This is a genomic window from Streptomyces rubellus, assembly GCF_036323805.1.
Lineage (GTDB): Bacteria > Actinomycetota > Actinomycetes > Streptomycetales > Streptomycetaceae > Streptomyces.
The window spans coordinates 133,842-148,369 of sequence record NZ_JAZDCX010000017.1 but is presented as its reverse complement, the minus strand read 5'-3'; the positions used below and the strand labels follow the sequence as shown (position 1 = coordinate 148,369).

Below are 14,528 nucleotides of genomic sequence, written 5' to 3'. Positions count from 1 at the left end.
AGGCCCAGCAGCAGACCGCGGGCGGCGCGCAGGCCGGCGGCGGCGCGCAGGCCGGCGGCGGCGAGGACGACGTCGTCGACGCGGAGATCGTCGACGACGACAAGGACAAGGGCAAGGGTGGTGCGGCGTGACGGAGGAGACTCCGGGCTTTGAGCAGGAGCCCGACCTCCCCACCGAGCAGACGCAGCACGGTCAGCAGGCGCAGGACGGTCCGGCCGAGCAGGCCGGGCAGCCCGACGGCGCCGCGGCGCCGTCCTCCGGACCCGCCGAGGAGGCGGGGCCGGAGGACCGGACGGCGGACGACAGCGCGGTGGTGGCACTGACAGCCCAGCTCGACCAGACCCGTACCGCGCTGCACGAGCGCACCCAGGACCTGCAGCGGCTCCAGGCGGAGTTCTCCAACTACCGCCGCCGGGTCGAGCGGGACCGGATCGCGGTCCGGGAGATCGCGGTCGCCAACGCGCTCACCGAGCTGCTGCCGGTGCTCGACGACATCGGGCGCGCCCGGGACCACGGCGAACTGGTCGGCGGCTTCAAGTCGGTGGCCGAGTCGCTGGAGACCGTGGTGGCCAAGATGGGCCTGCAGCAGTTCGGCAAGGAGGGCGAGCCCTTCGACCCGACGGTGCACGAGGCGCTGATGCACTCGTACTCGCCCGATGTGACGGAGACGACGTGCGTGCAGATCCTGCAGCCCGGGTATCGCATCGGCGAGCGCACGATCCGGCCGGCCCGGGTCGGGGTCGCCGAGCCCCAGCCCGGCGCGCAGCCGGCGCAGTCGGCGCAGTCGGACGGGGAACGGCAGGCGGACACGGCGGCGGATGAGGAGAGCGGTGGCCCGGAGCAGGGCTGACGCGGTGCAGGACCGAGAGGAGGGACGCCGGGGATGAGCACGAAGGACTTCGTCGAGAAGGACTACTACAAGGTCCTCGGCGTCCCGAAGGACGCCACCGAGGCGGAGATCAAGAAGGCGTACCGGAAGCTCGCCCGCGAGTACCACCCGGACGCCAACAAGGGCGACACCAGGGCCGAGGAGCGCTTCAAGGAGGTCTCCGAGGCGCATGACGTCCTGGGCGACCCCAAGCGCCGCAAGGAGTACGACGAGGCACGCGCGCTCTTCGGCGCCGGCGGCTTCCGCCCCGGCCCGGGAGCGGGCGGCCCCGGCGGCTTCAACTTCGACCTGAACGACCTCTTCGGAGGGGCCCCGCAGGGCGGGGGCGGCGCCGCGGGCGGCTTCGGCGGCGGTTTCGGCGACGTCCTCGGCGGGCTGTTCAACCGGGGCGGCACGGGCACCCGCACCCAGCCGCGCCGCGGCCAGGACATCGAGTCCGAGGTGACGCTCAGCTTCACCGAGGCGGTGCACGGGGCGACGGTCCCGCTGCGGATGTCCAGCTCGGCGGCGTGCAAGGCGTGCTCGGGCACCGGCGACAAGCACGGCACCCCCCGGGTCTGCCCCACCTGCGTGGGCACCGGGCAGGTCAGCCGCGGCGGCGGGGGCGGCTTCTCGCTCACCGACCCGTGTGTGGACTGCAAGGGGCGCGGCCTGATCGCCCAGGACCCGTGCGAGGTCTGCAAGGGCAGCGGCCGGGCCACCAGCTCCCGCACGATGCAGGTGCGCATCCCCGCCGGGGTGGCCGACGGCCAGCGCATCCGGCTGCGGGGCAAGGGCGCGCCGGGCGAGCGCGGCGGGCCCAACGGAGACCTCTACGTGGTGGTGCACGTCGAGCCGCATCCGGTGTTCGGCCGCCGGGGCGACAACCTGACGGTCACCGTGCCCGTCACCTTCCCGGAGGCCGCGCTCGGCGGCGAGATCAAGGTGCCGACGCTGGGCGGGCCGCCGGTCACGCTCAGACTCCCGGCCGGTACGCCCGGCGGCCGGACCATGCGCGCCCGCGGCAAAGGGGCGGTGCGCAAGGATGGCACCCGGGGCGACTTGTTGGTCACCATAGAGGTGGCGGTCCCGAAAGGGCTGAGCGACAAGGCACGGGATCTGCTGGAGTCCTACCGTGACGCCACTGCGGGCGAGGACCCGCGGGCGGCGCTGTTCAAGGCCGCGAAGGGAGACTGACCGATATGGACGGCTACGGCCGGGGACGACAGGGCCAGGGTCCGGGACGCGTGCGCGGCAACCCGTACGAGCTGACGGACGACTCGCCGGTCTACGTCATCTCGGTCGCCGCGCAGCTCTCCGGGCTGCACCCGCAGACGCTCCGGCAGTACGACCGGCTCGGTCTGGTCTCGCCCGACCGCACCGCCGGCCGCGGCCGGCGCTACTCGGCGCGGGACATCCAGCTGCTGCGCCAGGTGCAGCGGCTGTCGCAGGACGAGGGCATCAACCTGGCGGGCATCAAGCGCATCATCGAACTGGAGAACCAGGTCGCGGCGCTCCAGTCGAAGGTGGTCGAGCTCCAGCAGGCCCTGGAGGGGGCGGCGGTGGCCATGCGCCAGCGCGAGGCCCAGGTGCACGCCTCGTACCGCCGCGACCTGGTCCCCTACCAGGACGTCCAGCAGTCCAGCGCCCTGGTGGTCTGGCGGCCCCACCGCGCCGCGGACTGACCCGCGCGGGCCCCTTCGCAGATCCCCGCGTACCCCCGGACGGGGGTCGCCCGTGCGGCCGTTCGGAGGGTCACCCGGCCGGGTGTGCCGCGGCACCCGGACGGCGGTGTGCGGATGGCCCGCCGATACCGGCGGGCGCAGCGTGAGGGCATGGACAAGATACGTGCCGTCATAGCCGCAGTCGTCACCGTCGCCACCTCGGCGGCGCTGCTGGGTGCCGCGCCGCCGGCCGGTCCCCGGACCGGTCCCGCCCTCCCCGGCACGCCCGCCGCCGGCCGCGCGGCGTCCGCCGTGCAGGCACCCTGGCCGCACGGCGCCGTCCGGACGGTGGGGAAACTCATCGGCACCTACCCCGGCGGCCGGCTGCTCACCTGCTCCGGTGCCGTCGTGGACGCGCCCAACGGCAGCGTCGTGGTCACCGCCGCGCACTGTGTCCACAACCCCGGTGAGCCCCGCTGGGAGCGCGCCTGGTTCGTCCCCGGCTACCACCGCCACGGCACCGGAAGCGTGGTGCGCTCCGGCTGGCAGGTGACGTCCGTGCAGCTGGCGCCCGACTGGCGGCGCGGGCGTCTGCCGGAGGCCCTGCCGTACGACTACGCCTTCCTGACCGTCGAGAAGAAGGACGGGCGGACCCTGCAGGAGCACGTCGGGGCCAACCGGCTCGACTTCGCCCCCGTCGATCCCGGGGAACGGACCGTGGCCCTGGGCTATCCGGCCACCGGGCCGTACGACGGCGAGACGCTCGGCCACTGCACGGGTTTCCCCACCCTGCTGACCACGCGGGACACCCGGCCGCCGAACACCGGCGGGCTGCTGATGGAGTCCTGCGACCTGACCCGGGGGTCCAGCGGCGGGCCGTGGCTGCGGGACTACGACCCGCGCAGCCAGTCCGGCACGGTCGTCGCCGTGGTGTCGGTGGGCGACGACCGCGGGCGGGTGCTCGGCCGTCCCTTCCCCGCCGAGGCCCGGCGGCTGCTGGCGGCGGCGGGCCGCGTACCGGCGCCCTCCCGGTGAGCCGGCGGCGGGCGGGTGGACCGGCCGCCGCGGGGACACGGTGACATGAAGCTGCGGCACTCCGTGCAGCATGCTGACAGCGCTTCACCTACCCTCGTTCCCCGAGCCCTGGCATCTTCTTCGGTGCCGGAAGAAAACCCAGCGATTACATGGGGAAGTCATGGACGTGCGCGACATCTTCAGCCCAGTGGCAGGAACTCTCAGCAGCGCCACCCGCCTGCTGCGCGGTGTTGTGGTCGCCGGAGTATCCGTGATCGCCTTCTCGGCAACCGCCGGTGCTGCGGCGGCGTCCTCCCCCGAGGTGCCCCCGTCGTCGCCGCAGCACCTCTCCCAGCAGGTCTCGGCCACGGCCTCCGAGAGCGGGGACGCGGTCCTCACCGACCAGGTGAACGGCTGGCAGTGAGGGGATGCGGTTCCAGCTCACCGGGCCGCTGAACACCGCGGAAGGACAGGACTCCGTGACCCTGCAGCCGACCACGCCGACCACGCCGATCACACCGACCGCGCAGCCGGCCGCGGCGCCGGACGCGCCCGGACCGGAACCGGCCCCGGGGTGCCGCGGTGAGGCGTCGGTGGAGTACCGGCGCATCCGGGAGTACCTGTCCGCCGCCCGGCAACCACTCGTCCGAGTTCGACCCGGACGTCCGCACGGTCCCGCCGACCGGGGGGCTGGTGACGGCCGGTGCGGCGCCCCACTCCCTGCGGGAGGCGGCCCGGTGGACAACCGATCCGAGCAGACCCGCGAGTACGCCGGGGAGTACGTCGAGGTCGTCGCCGTGCGGGACGACACCACGGCCCCCGGCGCGGCGACCACCGCGGTACGGCTGCTGGGCCTGCTCCCGTCGCACTGGTCCTGTGCCCCGCGGGTGGAGCAGGACCGGGTGCGGCTGCTGATCCGCCTGGAGGGCACCGGAGGCCATGCCGCGATACGCGGCACCGTCCACCGGGTGCTGGCGGACCGGGCGCTGCGCGGCTGGCACGCGGAGGGGTGATCCGGCCACCTCCCGCGAACCCCTACAAGCCCTTTCCCTCCCCCCACGGGCCCCTGCTTCACCGGGGCCGGCGGGCGGGTCCCTGGCCGGACCCGCCGTACGAGCCGTCGCCCGCCACCCCCCGGGTGGGCGGCGGCTCGTCGCTGTCTCCGCCCCGTGCGTGCCCCCGCTTCGTCCGTCCGCGCCCCGCCTGTCCGGGCCCGGGACCGGCCGGACCCGGACCCGGGTCAGATCCAGCCGCGCTCCCGGGCGAGCAGGGCGGCCTGCGCCCGGCTGGCGGCGCCCAGGACGCGCATCAGATCGGCCACGTGGCGCCGGTAGGTGCGCACCGACACGCCCAGCTCGCGGGCGCCGACCTCGTCCTTGCCGACGGAGACCATCAGGTCGAGCACGCGCCGCTCGACCCCGCTCGGCACGTACTCCTCCCGGTCCCGGCCGGCCTCGCCCACCACGGACAGCAGGTCCTCGGCCTGGTCCCAGATCTTGTCGAACAGCGCGATGATGTTGGCGACGAGCCCGCTCTCGTGGGCCAGCAGCGCGCCGCGCGAGGTGTCGGCCGGGTCCAGGGGCACCAGGGCGGTGCGGCGGTCGTAGACCAGGATGCGCTCCGAGACGTCCTCGGCGACCCGTACCTCGGCACCGTGGGAGACCAGCTCCCGCAGGTAGTCCCGGGTGGGCCGGTGGTCGAGGGCCTTGCGCAGCACGACGCTGCGGATGCGCACCCCCCGGCGCAGGCAGCGCATGTCCAGCGGCCGGGCGTGGTCGATGTTGGCGGGGGACAGCTCGGTGTACGGCTCGACGGAGAGGATCTCGTCCCGGGCGAAGAAGGCCAGGTCGTCGATGCGGCTGCGGATCCGCCGCAGGTCCCCGAGCTGCTCCACGCCCTGCTGGGCGGCGGCCCGGGGCCCCTGCTCGGCCAGCAGCGCGTCGACGATGTGCCGGGACCGGGTGACCTGCTGGAGCTCCTCGTACAGCTCGCGCAGCCGCAGGTCCGTCAGCCGGGTGACGGCGGTCTCCGGATCGGCGGGGACGATGCTGCCGGAGTCGGGCTCGTGTCTGAGCAGGCCCAGCTCCAGCAGCCGGTCCAGACAGCGCCGGGCGGTGTCCTGGTCGGTGTGGATGCGCAGGTGGATGTCGTCGGCCGGGGTGCCGGGGTGCCGCAGGAAGTGCCGGTAGGTCTCCTCCTCCTCGGCGGAGATCCCCAGCACGGACATCGCGTTCGTACCCACAACTCGTCCCCCCGCTGTGTGATGGGCCGCGGTGGAGTCCACCGGGTGGGTGAGCACCGCGGCGAACAGCGGCCGGAGCGTTCCGGAAAGGTCCCCGGAACAAACAGCGTAGGGGCAGACCCCGGGGACGTGACCATGGCGAGGAGAAGGTGTCCGGTGTGTGAGAGGGGCGTGTGTGCACGATGCAGAACGTTCCGGTCCGTACGTGAGCGTTTTCTCCCGCCCGGGCCGTGCGGAAACCGGTGGAACTGATCGGGAGTGGGCCGGCCGCACGGGAGCGGCCCCGGGAACCAGGGGCCGGACGGCGGAAACCCTGCCGTCCGCCCTCCCGTTCCGGTCTTGAGTGGCATAGACTCAACTTACTGCATGTTGTTCAGTGCAGAGTTGTGGCGACAGAGGAGGAGCACGTACCCGTGGACGCCGAGCTGACGAACAGGAGCCGGGACGCGATCAGCGCGGCCAACAACCGCGCCCTCACCGGCGGGCACCCCGACATCACCCCGGCCCATCTGCTGCTGGCCCTGCTGGAGGGCCAGGACAACGAGAACATCCAGGATCTGCTCGCCGCCGTCGACGCCGACCAGGCGGCGCTGCGCTCCGAGACCGAGCGCCTGCTGGCCGCGCTGCCCAGTGTGCAGGGCTCCACCGTCGCCAAGCCCCAGCCGGACCGCGAACTGCTGTCCGTCCTCGCCGACGCCGCGCAGCGCGCCAAGGAGCTCGGCGACGCCTACGTCTCCACCGAGCACCTGCTGATCGCGCTGGCCGCCCGGGGCGGCCGGACGGGCACGCTGCTCGACCGGCAGGGCGCCACGGCGAAGAAGCTGCAGGACGCCTTCGAGCGCGCCCGCGGCGGGCAGCGCGTCACCACCCCCGACCCGGAGGGCACCTACAAGGCGCTGGAGAAGTTCGGCACCGACCTGACCGCCGCCGCCCGCGAGGGCCGCCTCGACCCGGTCATCGGCCGCGACCAGGAGATCCGCCGGGTGGTGCAGGTCCTCTCCCGGCGCACCAAGAACAACCCGGTGCTCATCGGCGAGCCCGGCGTCGGCAAGACCGCCGTCGTGGAGGGCCTGGCCCAGCGCATCGTCAAGGGCGACGTCCCCGAGTCGCTGAAGAACAAGCGGCTGGTCGCCCTCGACCTGGGCGCGATGGTCGCCGGCGCCAAGTACCGCGGCGAGTTCGAGGAGCGGCTCAAGGCCGTCCTGGCCGAGATCAGGTCCAGCGACGGGCGGATCGTCACCTTCATCGACGAGCTGCACACCGTCGTCGGCGCGGGCGCCGGCGGCGACTCCGCGATGGACGCGGGCAACATGCTCAAGCCGATGCTGGCCCGCGGCGAGCTGCGCATGGTCGGCGCCACCACGCTGGACGAGTACCGCGAGCGGATCGAGAAGGACCCGGCCCTGGAGCGCCGCTTCCAGCAGGTGCTGGTCGCCGAGCCCACCGTCGAGGACACCGTCGCCATCCTCCGCGGCCTCAAGGGGCGCTACGAGGCCCACCACAAGGTGCAGATCGCCGACGGCGCGCTGGTGGCCGCCGCCGCGCTGTCCGACCGCTACATCACCTCCCGCTTCCTGCCGGACAAGGCCATCGACCTGGTGGACGAGGCGGCCTCCCGGCTCCGCATGGAGATCGACTCCTCGCCCGTGGAGATCGACGAGCTCCAGCGCGCCGTGGACCGGCTGAAGATGGAGGAGCTGGCACTGGCCGGCGAGAGCGACGCCGCCTCCCGCGACCGGCTGGAGCGGCTCCGCCGCGAGCTGGCCGACCGCGAGGAGGAACTGCGCGGTCTGACCGCCCGCTGGGAGAAGGAGAAGCAGGGCCTCAACCGCGTCGGCGAGCTGAAGGAGCGGCTCGACGAGACCCGCGGCCGGGCCGAGCGCGCCCAGCGCGACGGCGACTTCGAGACCGCCTCCCAGCTGCTCTACGGCGAGATCCCCGCCCTGGAGCGGGAACTGGCGGAGGCCTCGGCCGCCGAGCAGGAGGCCGCCACGCAGGGGGACCGGCACACCATGGTCAAGGAGGAGGTCGGCTCGGACGACATCGCCGACGTCGTCGCCGCCTGGACCGGCATCCCCGCCGGACGGCTGCTGGAGGGCGAGACGCAGAAGCTGCTCCGCATGGAGGAGGAGCTGGGCCGGCGGCTGATCGGCCAGCGCGAGGCCGTCCGCGCCGTCTCCGACGCGGTGCGCCGCTCCCGGGCCGGGATCGCCGACCCGGACCGGCCCACCGGCTCGTTCCTGTTCCTCGGCCCCACCGGCGTCGGCAAGACCGAGCTGGCCAAGGCGCTCGCCGACTTCCTCTTCGACGACGAGCGGGCCATGGTCCGCATCGACATGAGCGAGTACAGCGAGAAGCACTCGGTCGCCCGGCTGGTCGGCGCGCCCCCCGGCTACGTCGGCTACGAGGAGGGCGGCCAGCTCACCGAGGCGGTACGGCGGCGCCCGTACAGCGTCGTGCTGCTGGACGAGGTGGAGAAGGCCCACCACGAGGTCTTCGACATCCTGCTCCAGGTGCTCGACGACGGACGGCTCACCGACGGGCAGGGCCGGACGGTGGACTTCCGCAACGCCATCCTCGTCCTGACCTCCAACCTCGGCAGCCAGTTCCTGATGGACCCGCTCGCCAAGGAGGAGGAGAAGCGGGAGAAGGTCATGGCGACCGTCCGCTCCTCCTTCCGGCCCGAGTTCCTCAACCGGCTGGACGACCTGGTGATCTTCACCGCGCTCAGCGGCGAGGAGCTGCGCCGCATCGCCCGGCTCCAGATCGACGCCCTCTCCCGGCGGCTGGCCGACCGGCGGCTCGTCCTGGACGTCACCGACGCCGCGCTGGACTGGCTGGCGGTCGAGGGCAACGACCCGGCCTACGGCGCCCGCCCGCTGCGCCGCCTGGTCCAGACGGCCATCGGCGACCAGCTCGCCCGCGCGATCCTGGCGGGTGACGTCCGCGACGGCGACACCGTCCGGGTGGACGTCGGGCTGGAGGAGGCGGGCCTGACCGTCGCGCCGGTGCGGTGACCGGCCCGCCGGGGTGCGGGGGCTCCCAGTCCCGGGAGCCCCGGCGCCCCGGCGCTCACCTGGTGAACGCCTCCAGGCGGATGAGGGCGGTGCCCCCGCCCTCATCCGTCACGGAGACCCGCACGACATGGGCCTCGCCGCCCGGCCTGTCGGTCTCCACACACCGGTCGGCATCGCACGGGACGGCCTCCGGGACGGGCAGCGCGTCGGGGAAGGCGCGCTCCAGCCACGGTCCCGCGTCCGCGCCCGGCATCCGGAAGGTGCCGCGCACCATGGTGTCGATCCCGGACTCCGTCGAGCAGTCCTGGTCGGTGGCCCCCTCGGGCAGGGTGCCGCCGGCGAAGTCCATCGCCTCGGCGCAGCCGATCGGCGAGCGGACGCCGGGCCGGCCGTCGCCGCTGTCGTCGTCTCCGCCGCAGGCGGCCGTGCAGGCCGCCGCCGCGCACAGCAGCGGCAGGGCCGACAGCGCCCGCACCACGGCGTGCGGCCGCCTCCCGTGCGCGGATCTCCCCGCTTCCGTCACCGCGTACCTCCCTCGCAGCCACCGCGATCCTCCCCCGTACGGACCCGTCGTACCGGCCCGCCGTTCCAGTACCGGCGGTCCTGGCTTGCCATGACCCGCCCGGGGTGAGGGAGGATGGCAGGAATCGTATGAAGGGAAATCCACGGTGAGCATCGACCCGTCCTCGATTCCGAACTTCGGGGGCCAGCAGCCCGAGCAGCAGCCGACCGGGCCCACCGGGCCGGTCATCCCCGACCAGGACCTGGTCAAGCAGCTCCTGGACCAGATGGAGCTCAAGTACGTCGTCGACGACGAGGGTGACCTCGCGGCGCCGTGGGAGGAGTTCCGCACCTACTTCATGTTCCGGGGCGAGAAGGAGCAGCAGATCTTCTCCGTCCGGACGTTCTACGACCGTCCGCACTCCATCGAGGACAAGACCCGCCTGCTGGAGCTGCTCGACGACTGGAACCGCCGCACGCTGTGGCCGAAGGTCTACAGCCACACGCACGACGACGGCACGGTCCGGCTGATCGGCGAGGCGCAGATGCTGATCGGCGTCGGCGTCTCCCTGGAGCACTTCGTCTCCAGCACGGTGAGCTGGGTGCGCGCCTCGGTCGAGTTCGACCGCTGGCTCGTCGAGCAGCTCGGTCTGGCCAAGGACGTGGAGTCCGACGGCGGCGAGGACTGACCCTCCTCGGCCCGCAGCACCCCGTGGCACGCCCGGCCCCGGGCGCGGACCGGTACGGCCGCGCCCGGGGCCGGCGCGCGTCCGCGCCCGGGGCCGGTGGCCGCCCGGCGCGCGACGGACAGCTCCCGGGCCCGTCGGACCGGGGTGTCCGGCCTCGACCGGTCGCCCGTCCTCCGGGCCGTCGACGGGGCCCGTCGGCGCCGCGGCAGGGCCGGAGATCCGCTCCCGGGCCACGCGTACGCCGTACGGCGTACGCGTGGCGTGGGTGCGGCGGACGGGCCCGGTGGCCGCCGGCCCGCCGGTGTCAGACGGCCCCGCCCCGCAGGCCTTCCTCCAGGCGCCGTACCGCCTCCTCGAGAACGGCCTCGCGCTTGCAGAACGCGAAGCGCACGAAGTGCGCCCCCTCCGCCGCGCGGTCGTAGAAGACGACATTGGGCACCGCCACCACCCCGCAGCGCTCCGGCAGCGAACGGCAGAAGGCCATCCCGTCGCTCTCGCCCAGCGGCCGGATGTCGGTGGTGACGAAGTACGTGCCCGCCGGCCGGTGGACGGTGAGGCCCGTCGCCGCGAGCCCCGCGACCAGCAGGTCCCGCTTGGCGCGCAGGTCCTCGCGCAGCCCGCGGTAGTAGGCGTCCGGCAGGGCGAGCGCCTCGGCGACGGCGTACTGGAAGGGACCCGCCGAGACGTAGGTCAGGTACTGCTTGGCCGACCGCACCGCCGTCACCAGCTCCGGGACGGCCGTCACCCAGCCGACCTTCCAGCCGGTGAAGGAGAACGTCTTGCCGGCGCTGGAGATCGTCACAGTGCGCTCCCGCATCCCCGGCAGGGAGGCGATGGGGAGGTGCTCGCCCTCGTAGACCAGGTGCTCGTACACCTCGTCGGTGACCACCAGCAGGTCCCGCTCCACCGCCAGCTCGGCGACGGCGGTCAGCTCGGCGCGGGTGAGGACGGTGCCGGTGGGGTTGTGCGGGGTGTTGAGGAGGAGCAGCCGGGTGCGGGGGGTGACGGCGTCCCGCAGCTCGTCCAGGTCCAGGCGGTACGCGGGCCGGTCGCCGCCGTGGTCCGGGCGCAGGGTGACCGGCACCCGGGTGCCGCCCGCCATGGCGACGCACGCGGCGTAGGAGTCGTAGTACGGCTCCAGGGCGATCACCTCGTCGCCCGGCTCCACCAGGGCCAGCAGCGCCGCGGCGATCGCCTCGGTGGCCCCGGCGGTGACCAGGACCTCGGTGTCCGGGTCGTACGACAGGCCGTGGAAGCGCCGCTGGTGCTCCGCGACGGCCGCGCGCAGTTCGGGGACGCCCGGGCCGGGCGGGTACTGGTTGCCGCGGCCGTCGCGCAGCGCCCGTACGGCCGCCTCGCGGACCTCCTCGGGGCCGTCGGTGTCGGGGAAGCCCTGGCCGAGGTTGATCGCGCCGGTCGCCACGGCCAGCGCCGACATCTCGGCGAAGACGGTGGTGCCGAACTCGGCCAGGCGGCGGTTGAGCAGCGGGCGTCCGGTGGCGGTCATGGCGGCCATCCTCCGCCGAACCTCTGGACTTCCTCAACTCCGCTTTGGCCCGCGCGGCCACCGGGCATCGTGAACGTGAGCCCGCACGGGGGTGCGGAGGGGGCGCGGAGACGCGGAGAAGCGAGAAAGAGGAGGGGGAGCACCATGACGGGTCTCATCATCACGCTGGTCCTGGTCCTTGCCGTGGTCGCCGTGGCGGTCAGGATCGTGGGACGGCGGCGGCGCCGGACGACGGGCGGCGGTTCGGGGGGCTACGTCTGGGGCGGGCTGGTCGCCGCGGACGGCGGCTCCGGCCACGACGGCGGCGGCTCGTCGTCCTGCGACGGCGGCGGCAGCGGCGGTGGCGGTGGCGGCTGCGGTGGGGGAGGCGGCTGCGGGGGCGGCGCCTGACGCCGTTCACCCGTACAGCGGTTGCAGAACAACGGGGAGAACATCTGAACTGACAGGTCCCCTTTGGTATGGAAACCCGACGAAGCCCAGTAAAAACCCTGTAGGCGGTGGGCGTTCCATGGTTCGGTGACTGTGTAACGGGCCCCACGTGGGCACGAGCCGGCGTCAGGACGACACCCTCCGGTCCCTCCTGGACCGTCCGAGGGGCCGGCCCACTCTCACTGCGTGCTTGCGGAGCCGATCGATGCTCACCACTCTCAAGACCTCGTACACCGACACCCGAGCCGGCGACCTCGCCTGGGCGCTGGGGCGCGAGCCCCTGCCCGCCCTGGCGGAGCTGGACCTCGAACTACCCCGCGCCCGGGTACAGCTGAGGCTGCTCGGCGCCTCGCACCAGGTGCTGCTCCAGGACACGGACGGCACCACCTGCTCGGAGACCGTGGCGTGCATCCCCGGCAGCCGGACGCCGCTGCCGCTGGGGGTCTCCAAGCGGGTCGACGACTGGGAGTACGCGTTCGCGGCGCGCGTCGAGACGCTCCCCGGCGGCTCCTTCGCGGGACGTGCCCAGGAGCTGCTCGCGCTGGTCGCGGACCACCCCCACGGCCTGGCCGGGATCTTCCCCGGCGATCCGCACGCCTTCACCGCCATGCTGGTGCAGCGGCTCGGCGGCCAGGTGCACTGGCGGACCTGGCACTCCTACCCGCAGGAGGGGCGGCTCGTCGTGACGCACACCAGGGTCGGGACGCGGGTGCGGGAACCGGAGCGGGTGGGGGTGTAGGCCCGCTCCCACCCCGGACATCCGGCATGCGCCGTGTGCGCCGTGCGTGCGGCGCGTGCGATCAGGTGAAGCGCTGTACCGGCCTCCCGCGCGACCCATTGACCCGTGTGAGTGACGAATCCCGCGGAAAGGGTCCCGTAGCGTTCTTGACGTGATCGAAACGACCGCTTCCGTCCCCACGGGTTCGCCGACCTCCGCGCCGGAGCACACTCCGGCGCGGCTGCCCGTGCCGGCCGGAGTCGGCCGGTTCCTCGTTCTCGCCGCGGTCTTCGTGTGCGCCGCCTGCGGGCTCGTCTACGAGCTCGAACTCGTCGCCATCGGCTCCTACCTGGCGGGCGACTCCGTGACCCAGACCTCCGTGGTGCTGTCGGTGATGGTCTTCGCCATGGGGCTGGGGTCGCTCCTGGCCAAACGGCTGCGCAACCGGGCGGCGGCCGGGTTCGCGCTGGTCGAGGCGGTGCTGGCGCTGGTCGGCGGCTCCTCGGTGATGGTGCTGTACGCGTGCTTCGCCTGGTTCGGCGGGGCCGGGTTCCTGGTGATCGGCTTCTCGCTGGTGATCGGCGTGCTCATCGGCGCCGAGATGCCGCTGCTGATGACGCTCATCCAGCGGATCCGGAAGCAGGACGCGGGCGGGGCGGTCGCCGACCTCTTCGCCGCGGACTACGTGGGCGCCCTCGTCGGCGGGCTCGCCTTCCCCTTCCTGCTGCTGCCCTTGCTGGGCCAGCTCTCGGGGGCGCTGGTGGTCGGGACGGTGAACGCCGTCGCGGGCGGCGCACTGGTGCTGTGGCTGTTCCACGACGACCTCTCCCGCCGGGTCCGCCGCGTCCTGCTGACCGCCAACGTCCTGGTGGTGGCGGTGCTGGTGACCGCCACCACCGTCGTCGAGCCCTTCACGGCGGCCGCGCGGCGGGCGGTGTACGGCGGGGAGGTGCGGGTGGCGCTGAGCACCGGTGTCCAGGAGATCGTGCTCACCGGGAGCGACCGGCACGGCCGGGACGGACCGTCCGCGTTCGGGATGTTCCTCGACGGCCGGCTGCGGGTGTGCGGCGAGGACGAGCGGCGCTACCACGAGTCGCTGGTCCATCCGGCGATGGCGGCCGGCCCGCGCGACCGCGTGCTGGTCCTGGGCGGCGGCGACGGCCTCGCGCTGCGCGAGGTGCTGCGCCACCCGGGCGTGACCTCGGTGACGGTGGTGGAGATCGACCCCGGTGTCATCCGGCTGGGCCGCACCGACCCGGTGCTCAGCCGCCTCAACCGGCGGGCCTTCGACGACCCGCGGGTGCGGGTCGAGACCGCCGACGCCTTCGACTGGCTGCGCGCCTGGCCGCACTCCGGACGGCGGCCGTACGACGTGGTGGTCTCCGATCTGCCCGACCCCGGCATCCCGGCCACCGCCCGGCTGTACTCCCAGGAGTTCTTCGGGCTGGCGGGCCGGGTGCTCACCGCCCCGGGCCGGCTGGCGGTGCACGCGGGGCCGGCCGGCGGCCGGTCGCACGCCTACTGGACGGTGGAGAGCACGGTGCGGGCCGCGGGGCTGCGCACCACGCCCTATGTGGTGGACGGGCGGGCCTCCGGCTTCGCCACCGGCCCCGAACGTACGCGGTGGCGGGAGCGGAAGGACGGCACGCGGTCCGGCCACTGGGGGTTCGTCCTGGCGGCACGCGGCGTACGGCCACCGCTCGGCCTCGCCCCCGGGGGCCCCGGCCCGCACGCCGTCGACCGGGCGGACCTGGCACGTGCCGCCGGACGCGCGGCGCGCGACCGCGTCACCGGACTGCCGCCCTCCACCCTGATGCACCCGCGCTACCGGGCGTGAGGCGCCTCGCCGGGTGCCCGGCGGCGGCTCGCCGGAGCGGCG

At 73.9% G+C, this 14,528-nt stretch carries 14 protein-coding genes; 11 read left to right on the top strand and 3 right to left on the bottom strand.

Annotation, left to right across the window (positions count from 1 at the left end; genetic code table 11):
* Positions 1-127 precede the first annotated feature (127 nt).
* From grpE to V1L54_RS20520, 6 genes are all read left to right on the top strand, one after another.
* Positions 128-850: a nucleotide exchange factor GrpE gene (gene grpE / locus V1L54_RS20545; protein ID WP_330119529.1), complete on the top strand. Its 723-nt coding sequence runs from the start codon at positions 128-130 to the stop codon at positions 848-850.
* 33 nt (positions 851-883) lie between these two features.
* Positions 884-2,065: a molecular chaperone DnaJ gene (gene dnaJ / locus V1L54_RS20540; RefSeq protein ID WP_330119528.1), complete on the top strand. Its 1,182-nt coding sequence runs from the start codon at positions 884-886 to the stop codon at positions 2,063-2,065.
* Between the two features lie 5 nt (positions 2,066-2,070).
* Positions 2,071-2,553, top strand: coding sequence for a heat shock protein transcriptional repressor HspR (locus V1L54_RS20535; protein WP_330119527.1), 483 nt, complete (start codon positions 2,071-2,073; stop codon positions 2,551-2,553).
* 150 nt (positions 2,554-2,703) lie between these two features.
* Positions 2,704-3,567 carry a trypsin-like serine peptidase gene (locus V1L54_RS20530; RefSeq protein WP_330119526.1) on the top strand — a complete coding sequence of 288 codons (864 nt, stop codon included), beginning with the start codon at positions 2,704-2,706 and terminating at the stop codon, positions 3,565-3,567.
* Between the two features lie 187 nt (positions 3,568-3,754).
* Positions 3,755-3,970, top strand: coding sequence for a hypothetical protein (locus tag V1L54_RS20525; RefSeq protein WP_330119525.1), 216 nt, complete (start codon positions 3,755-3,757; stop codon positions 3,968-3,970).
* A 313-nt stretch (positions 3,971-4,283) separates the two neighbouring features.
* Positions 4,284-4,559, top strand: a complete 276-nt coding sequence (locus tag V1L54_RS20520; RefSeq protein WP_100202556.1) for a hypothetical protein — start codon at positions 4,284-4,286, stop codon at positions 4,557-4,559.
* 227 nt (positions 4,560-4,786) lie between these two features.
* Here the strand turns inward: V1L54_RS20520 and V1L54_RS20515 are convergent, their stop codons facing one another.
* The gene (locus V1L54_RS20515) at positions 4,787-5,773 is read right to left on the bottom strand and encodes a helix-turn-helix transcriptional regulator (protein WP_330119524.1); all 987 of its coding nucleotides are present in this window, start codon (positions 5,771-5,773) and stop codon (positions 4,787-4,789) included.
* Between the two features lie 428 nt (positions 5,774-6,201).
* Here V1L54_RS20515 and clpB point away from each other — a divergent pair, with 428 nt between their 5' ends.
* Positions 6,202-8,805 carry an ATP-dependent chaperone ClpB gene (gene clpB / locus V1L54_RS20510; RefSeq protein WP_330119523.1) on the top strand — a complete coding sequence of 868 codons (2,604 nt, stop codon included), beginning with the start codon at positions 6,202-6,204 and terminating at the stop codon, positions 8,803-8,805.
* Between the two features lie 55 nt (positions 8,806-8,860).
* Here the strand turns inward: clpB and V1L54_RS20505 are convergent, their stop codons facing one another.
* Positions 8,861-9,328 carry a hypothetical protein gene (locus V1L54_RS20505; RefSeq protein WP_330119522.1) on the bottom strand — a complete coding sequence of 156 codons (468 nt, stop codon included), beginning with the start codon at positions 9,326-9,328 and terminating at the stop codon, positions 8,861-8,863.
* Between the two features lie 145 nt (positions 9,329-9,473).
* On the opposite strand from V1L54_RS20505, the gene V1L54_RS20500 reads away from it, so the two are divergent.
* On the top strand, positions 9,474-9,995 hold the full coding sequence (locus V1L54_RS20500; protein ID WP_330119521.1) for a YbjN domain-containing protein: 522 nt from the start codon (positions 9,474-9,476) through the stop codon (positions 9,993-9,995).
* A gap of 304 nt (positions 9,996-10,299) precedes the next feature.
* Here the strand turns inward: V1L54_RS20500 and V1L54_RS20495 are convergent, their stop codons facing one another.
* Complete coding sequence (locus tag V1L54_RS20495) at positions 10,300-11,511, bottom strand: pyridoxal phosphate-dependent aminotransferase (protein WP_330119520.1); 1,212 nt, start codon at positions 11,509-11,511, stop codon at positions 10,300-10,302.
* A 135-nt stretch (positions 11,512-11,646) separates the two neighbouring features.
* On the opposite strand from V1L54_RS20495, the gene V1L54_RS20490 reads away from it, so the two are divergent.
* The 3 genes from V1L54_RS20490 (at position 11,647) to V1L54_RS20480 (ending at position 14,486) form a co-directional block, all read left to right on the top strand.
* Positions 11,647-11,892, top strand: coding sequence for a hypothetical protein (locus V1L54_RS20490; protein ID WP_330119519.1), 246 nt, complete (start codon positions 11,647-11,649; stop codon positions 11,890-11,892).
* 244 nt (positions 11,893-12,136) lie between these two features.
* The gene (locus V1L54_RS20485) at positions 12,137-12,670 is read left to right on the top strand and encodes a DUF2617 family protein (protein ID WP_330119518.1); all 534 of its coding nucleotides are present in this window, start codon (positions 12,137-12,139) and stop codon (positions 12,668-12,670) included.
* Between the two features lie 151 nt (positions 12,671-12,821).
* Positions 12,822-14,486 carry a polyamine aminopropyltransferase gene (locus V1L54_RS20480; RefSeq protein ID WP_503676902.1) on the top strand — a complete coding sequence of 555 codons (1,665 nt, stop codon included), beginning with the start codon at positions 12,822-12,824 and terminating at the stop codon, positions 14,484-14,486.
* Positions 14,487-14,528 lie beyond the last annotated feature (42 nt).

Excerpts from the sequence above, each read along its gene's own strand:
- dnaJ (WP_330119528.1), top strand. The coding sequence starts at position 884 with ATGAGCACGAAGGACTTCGTCGAGAAGGACTACTACAAGGTCCTCGGC.
- V1L54_RS20535 (WP_330119527.1), top strand. The coding sequence starts at position 2,071 with ATGGACGGCTACGGCCGGGGACGACAGGGCCAGGGTCCGGGACGCGTG.
- V1L54_RS20530 (WP_330119526.1), top strand. The coding sequence starts at position 2,704 with ATGGACAAGATACGTGCCGTCATAGCCGCAGTCGTCACCGTCGCCACC.
- V1L54_RS20515 (WP_330119524.1), bottom strand. The coding sequence starts at position 5,773 with ATGTCCGTGCTGGGGATCTCCGCCGAGGAGGAGGAGACCTACCGGCAC.
- V1L54_RS20495 (WP_330119520.1), bottom strand. The coding sequence starts at position 11,511 with ATGGCCGCCATGACCGCCACCGGACGCCCGCTGCTCAACCGCCGCCTG.
- V1L54_RS20490 (WP_330119519.1), top strand. The coding sequence starts at position 11,647 with ATGACGGGTCTCATCATCACGCTGGTCCTGGTCCTTGCCGTGGTCGCC.
- V1L54_RS20485 (WP_330119518.1), top strand. The coding sequence starts at position 12,137 with ATGCTCACCACTCTCAAGACCTCGTACACCGACACCCGAGCCGGCGAC.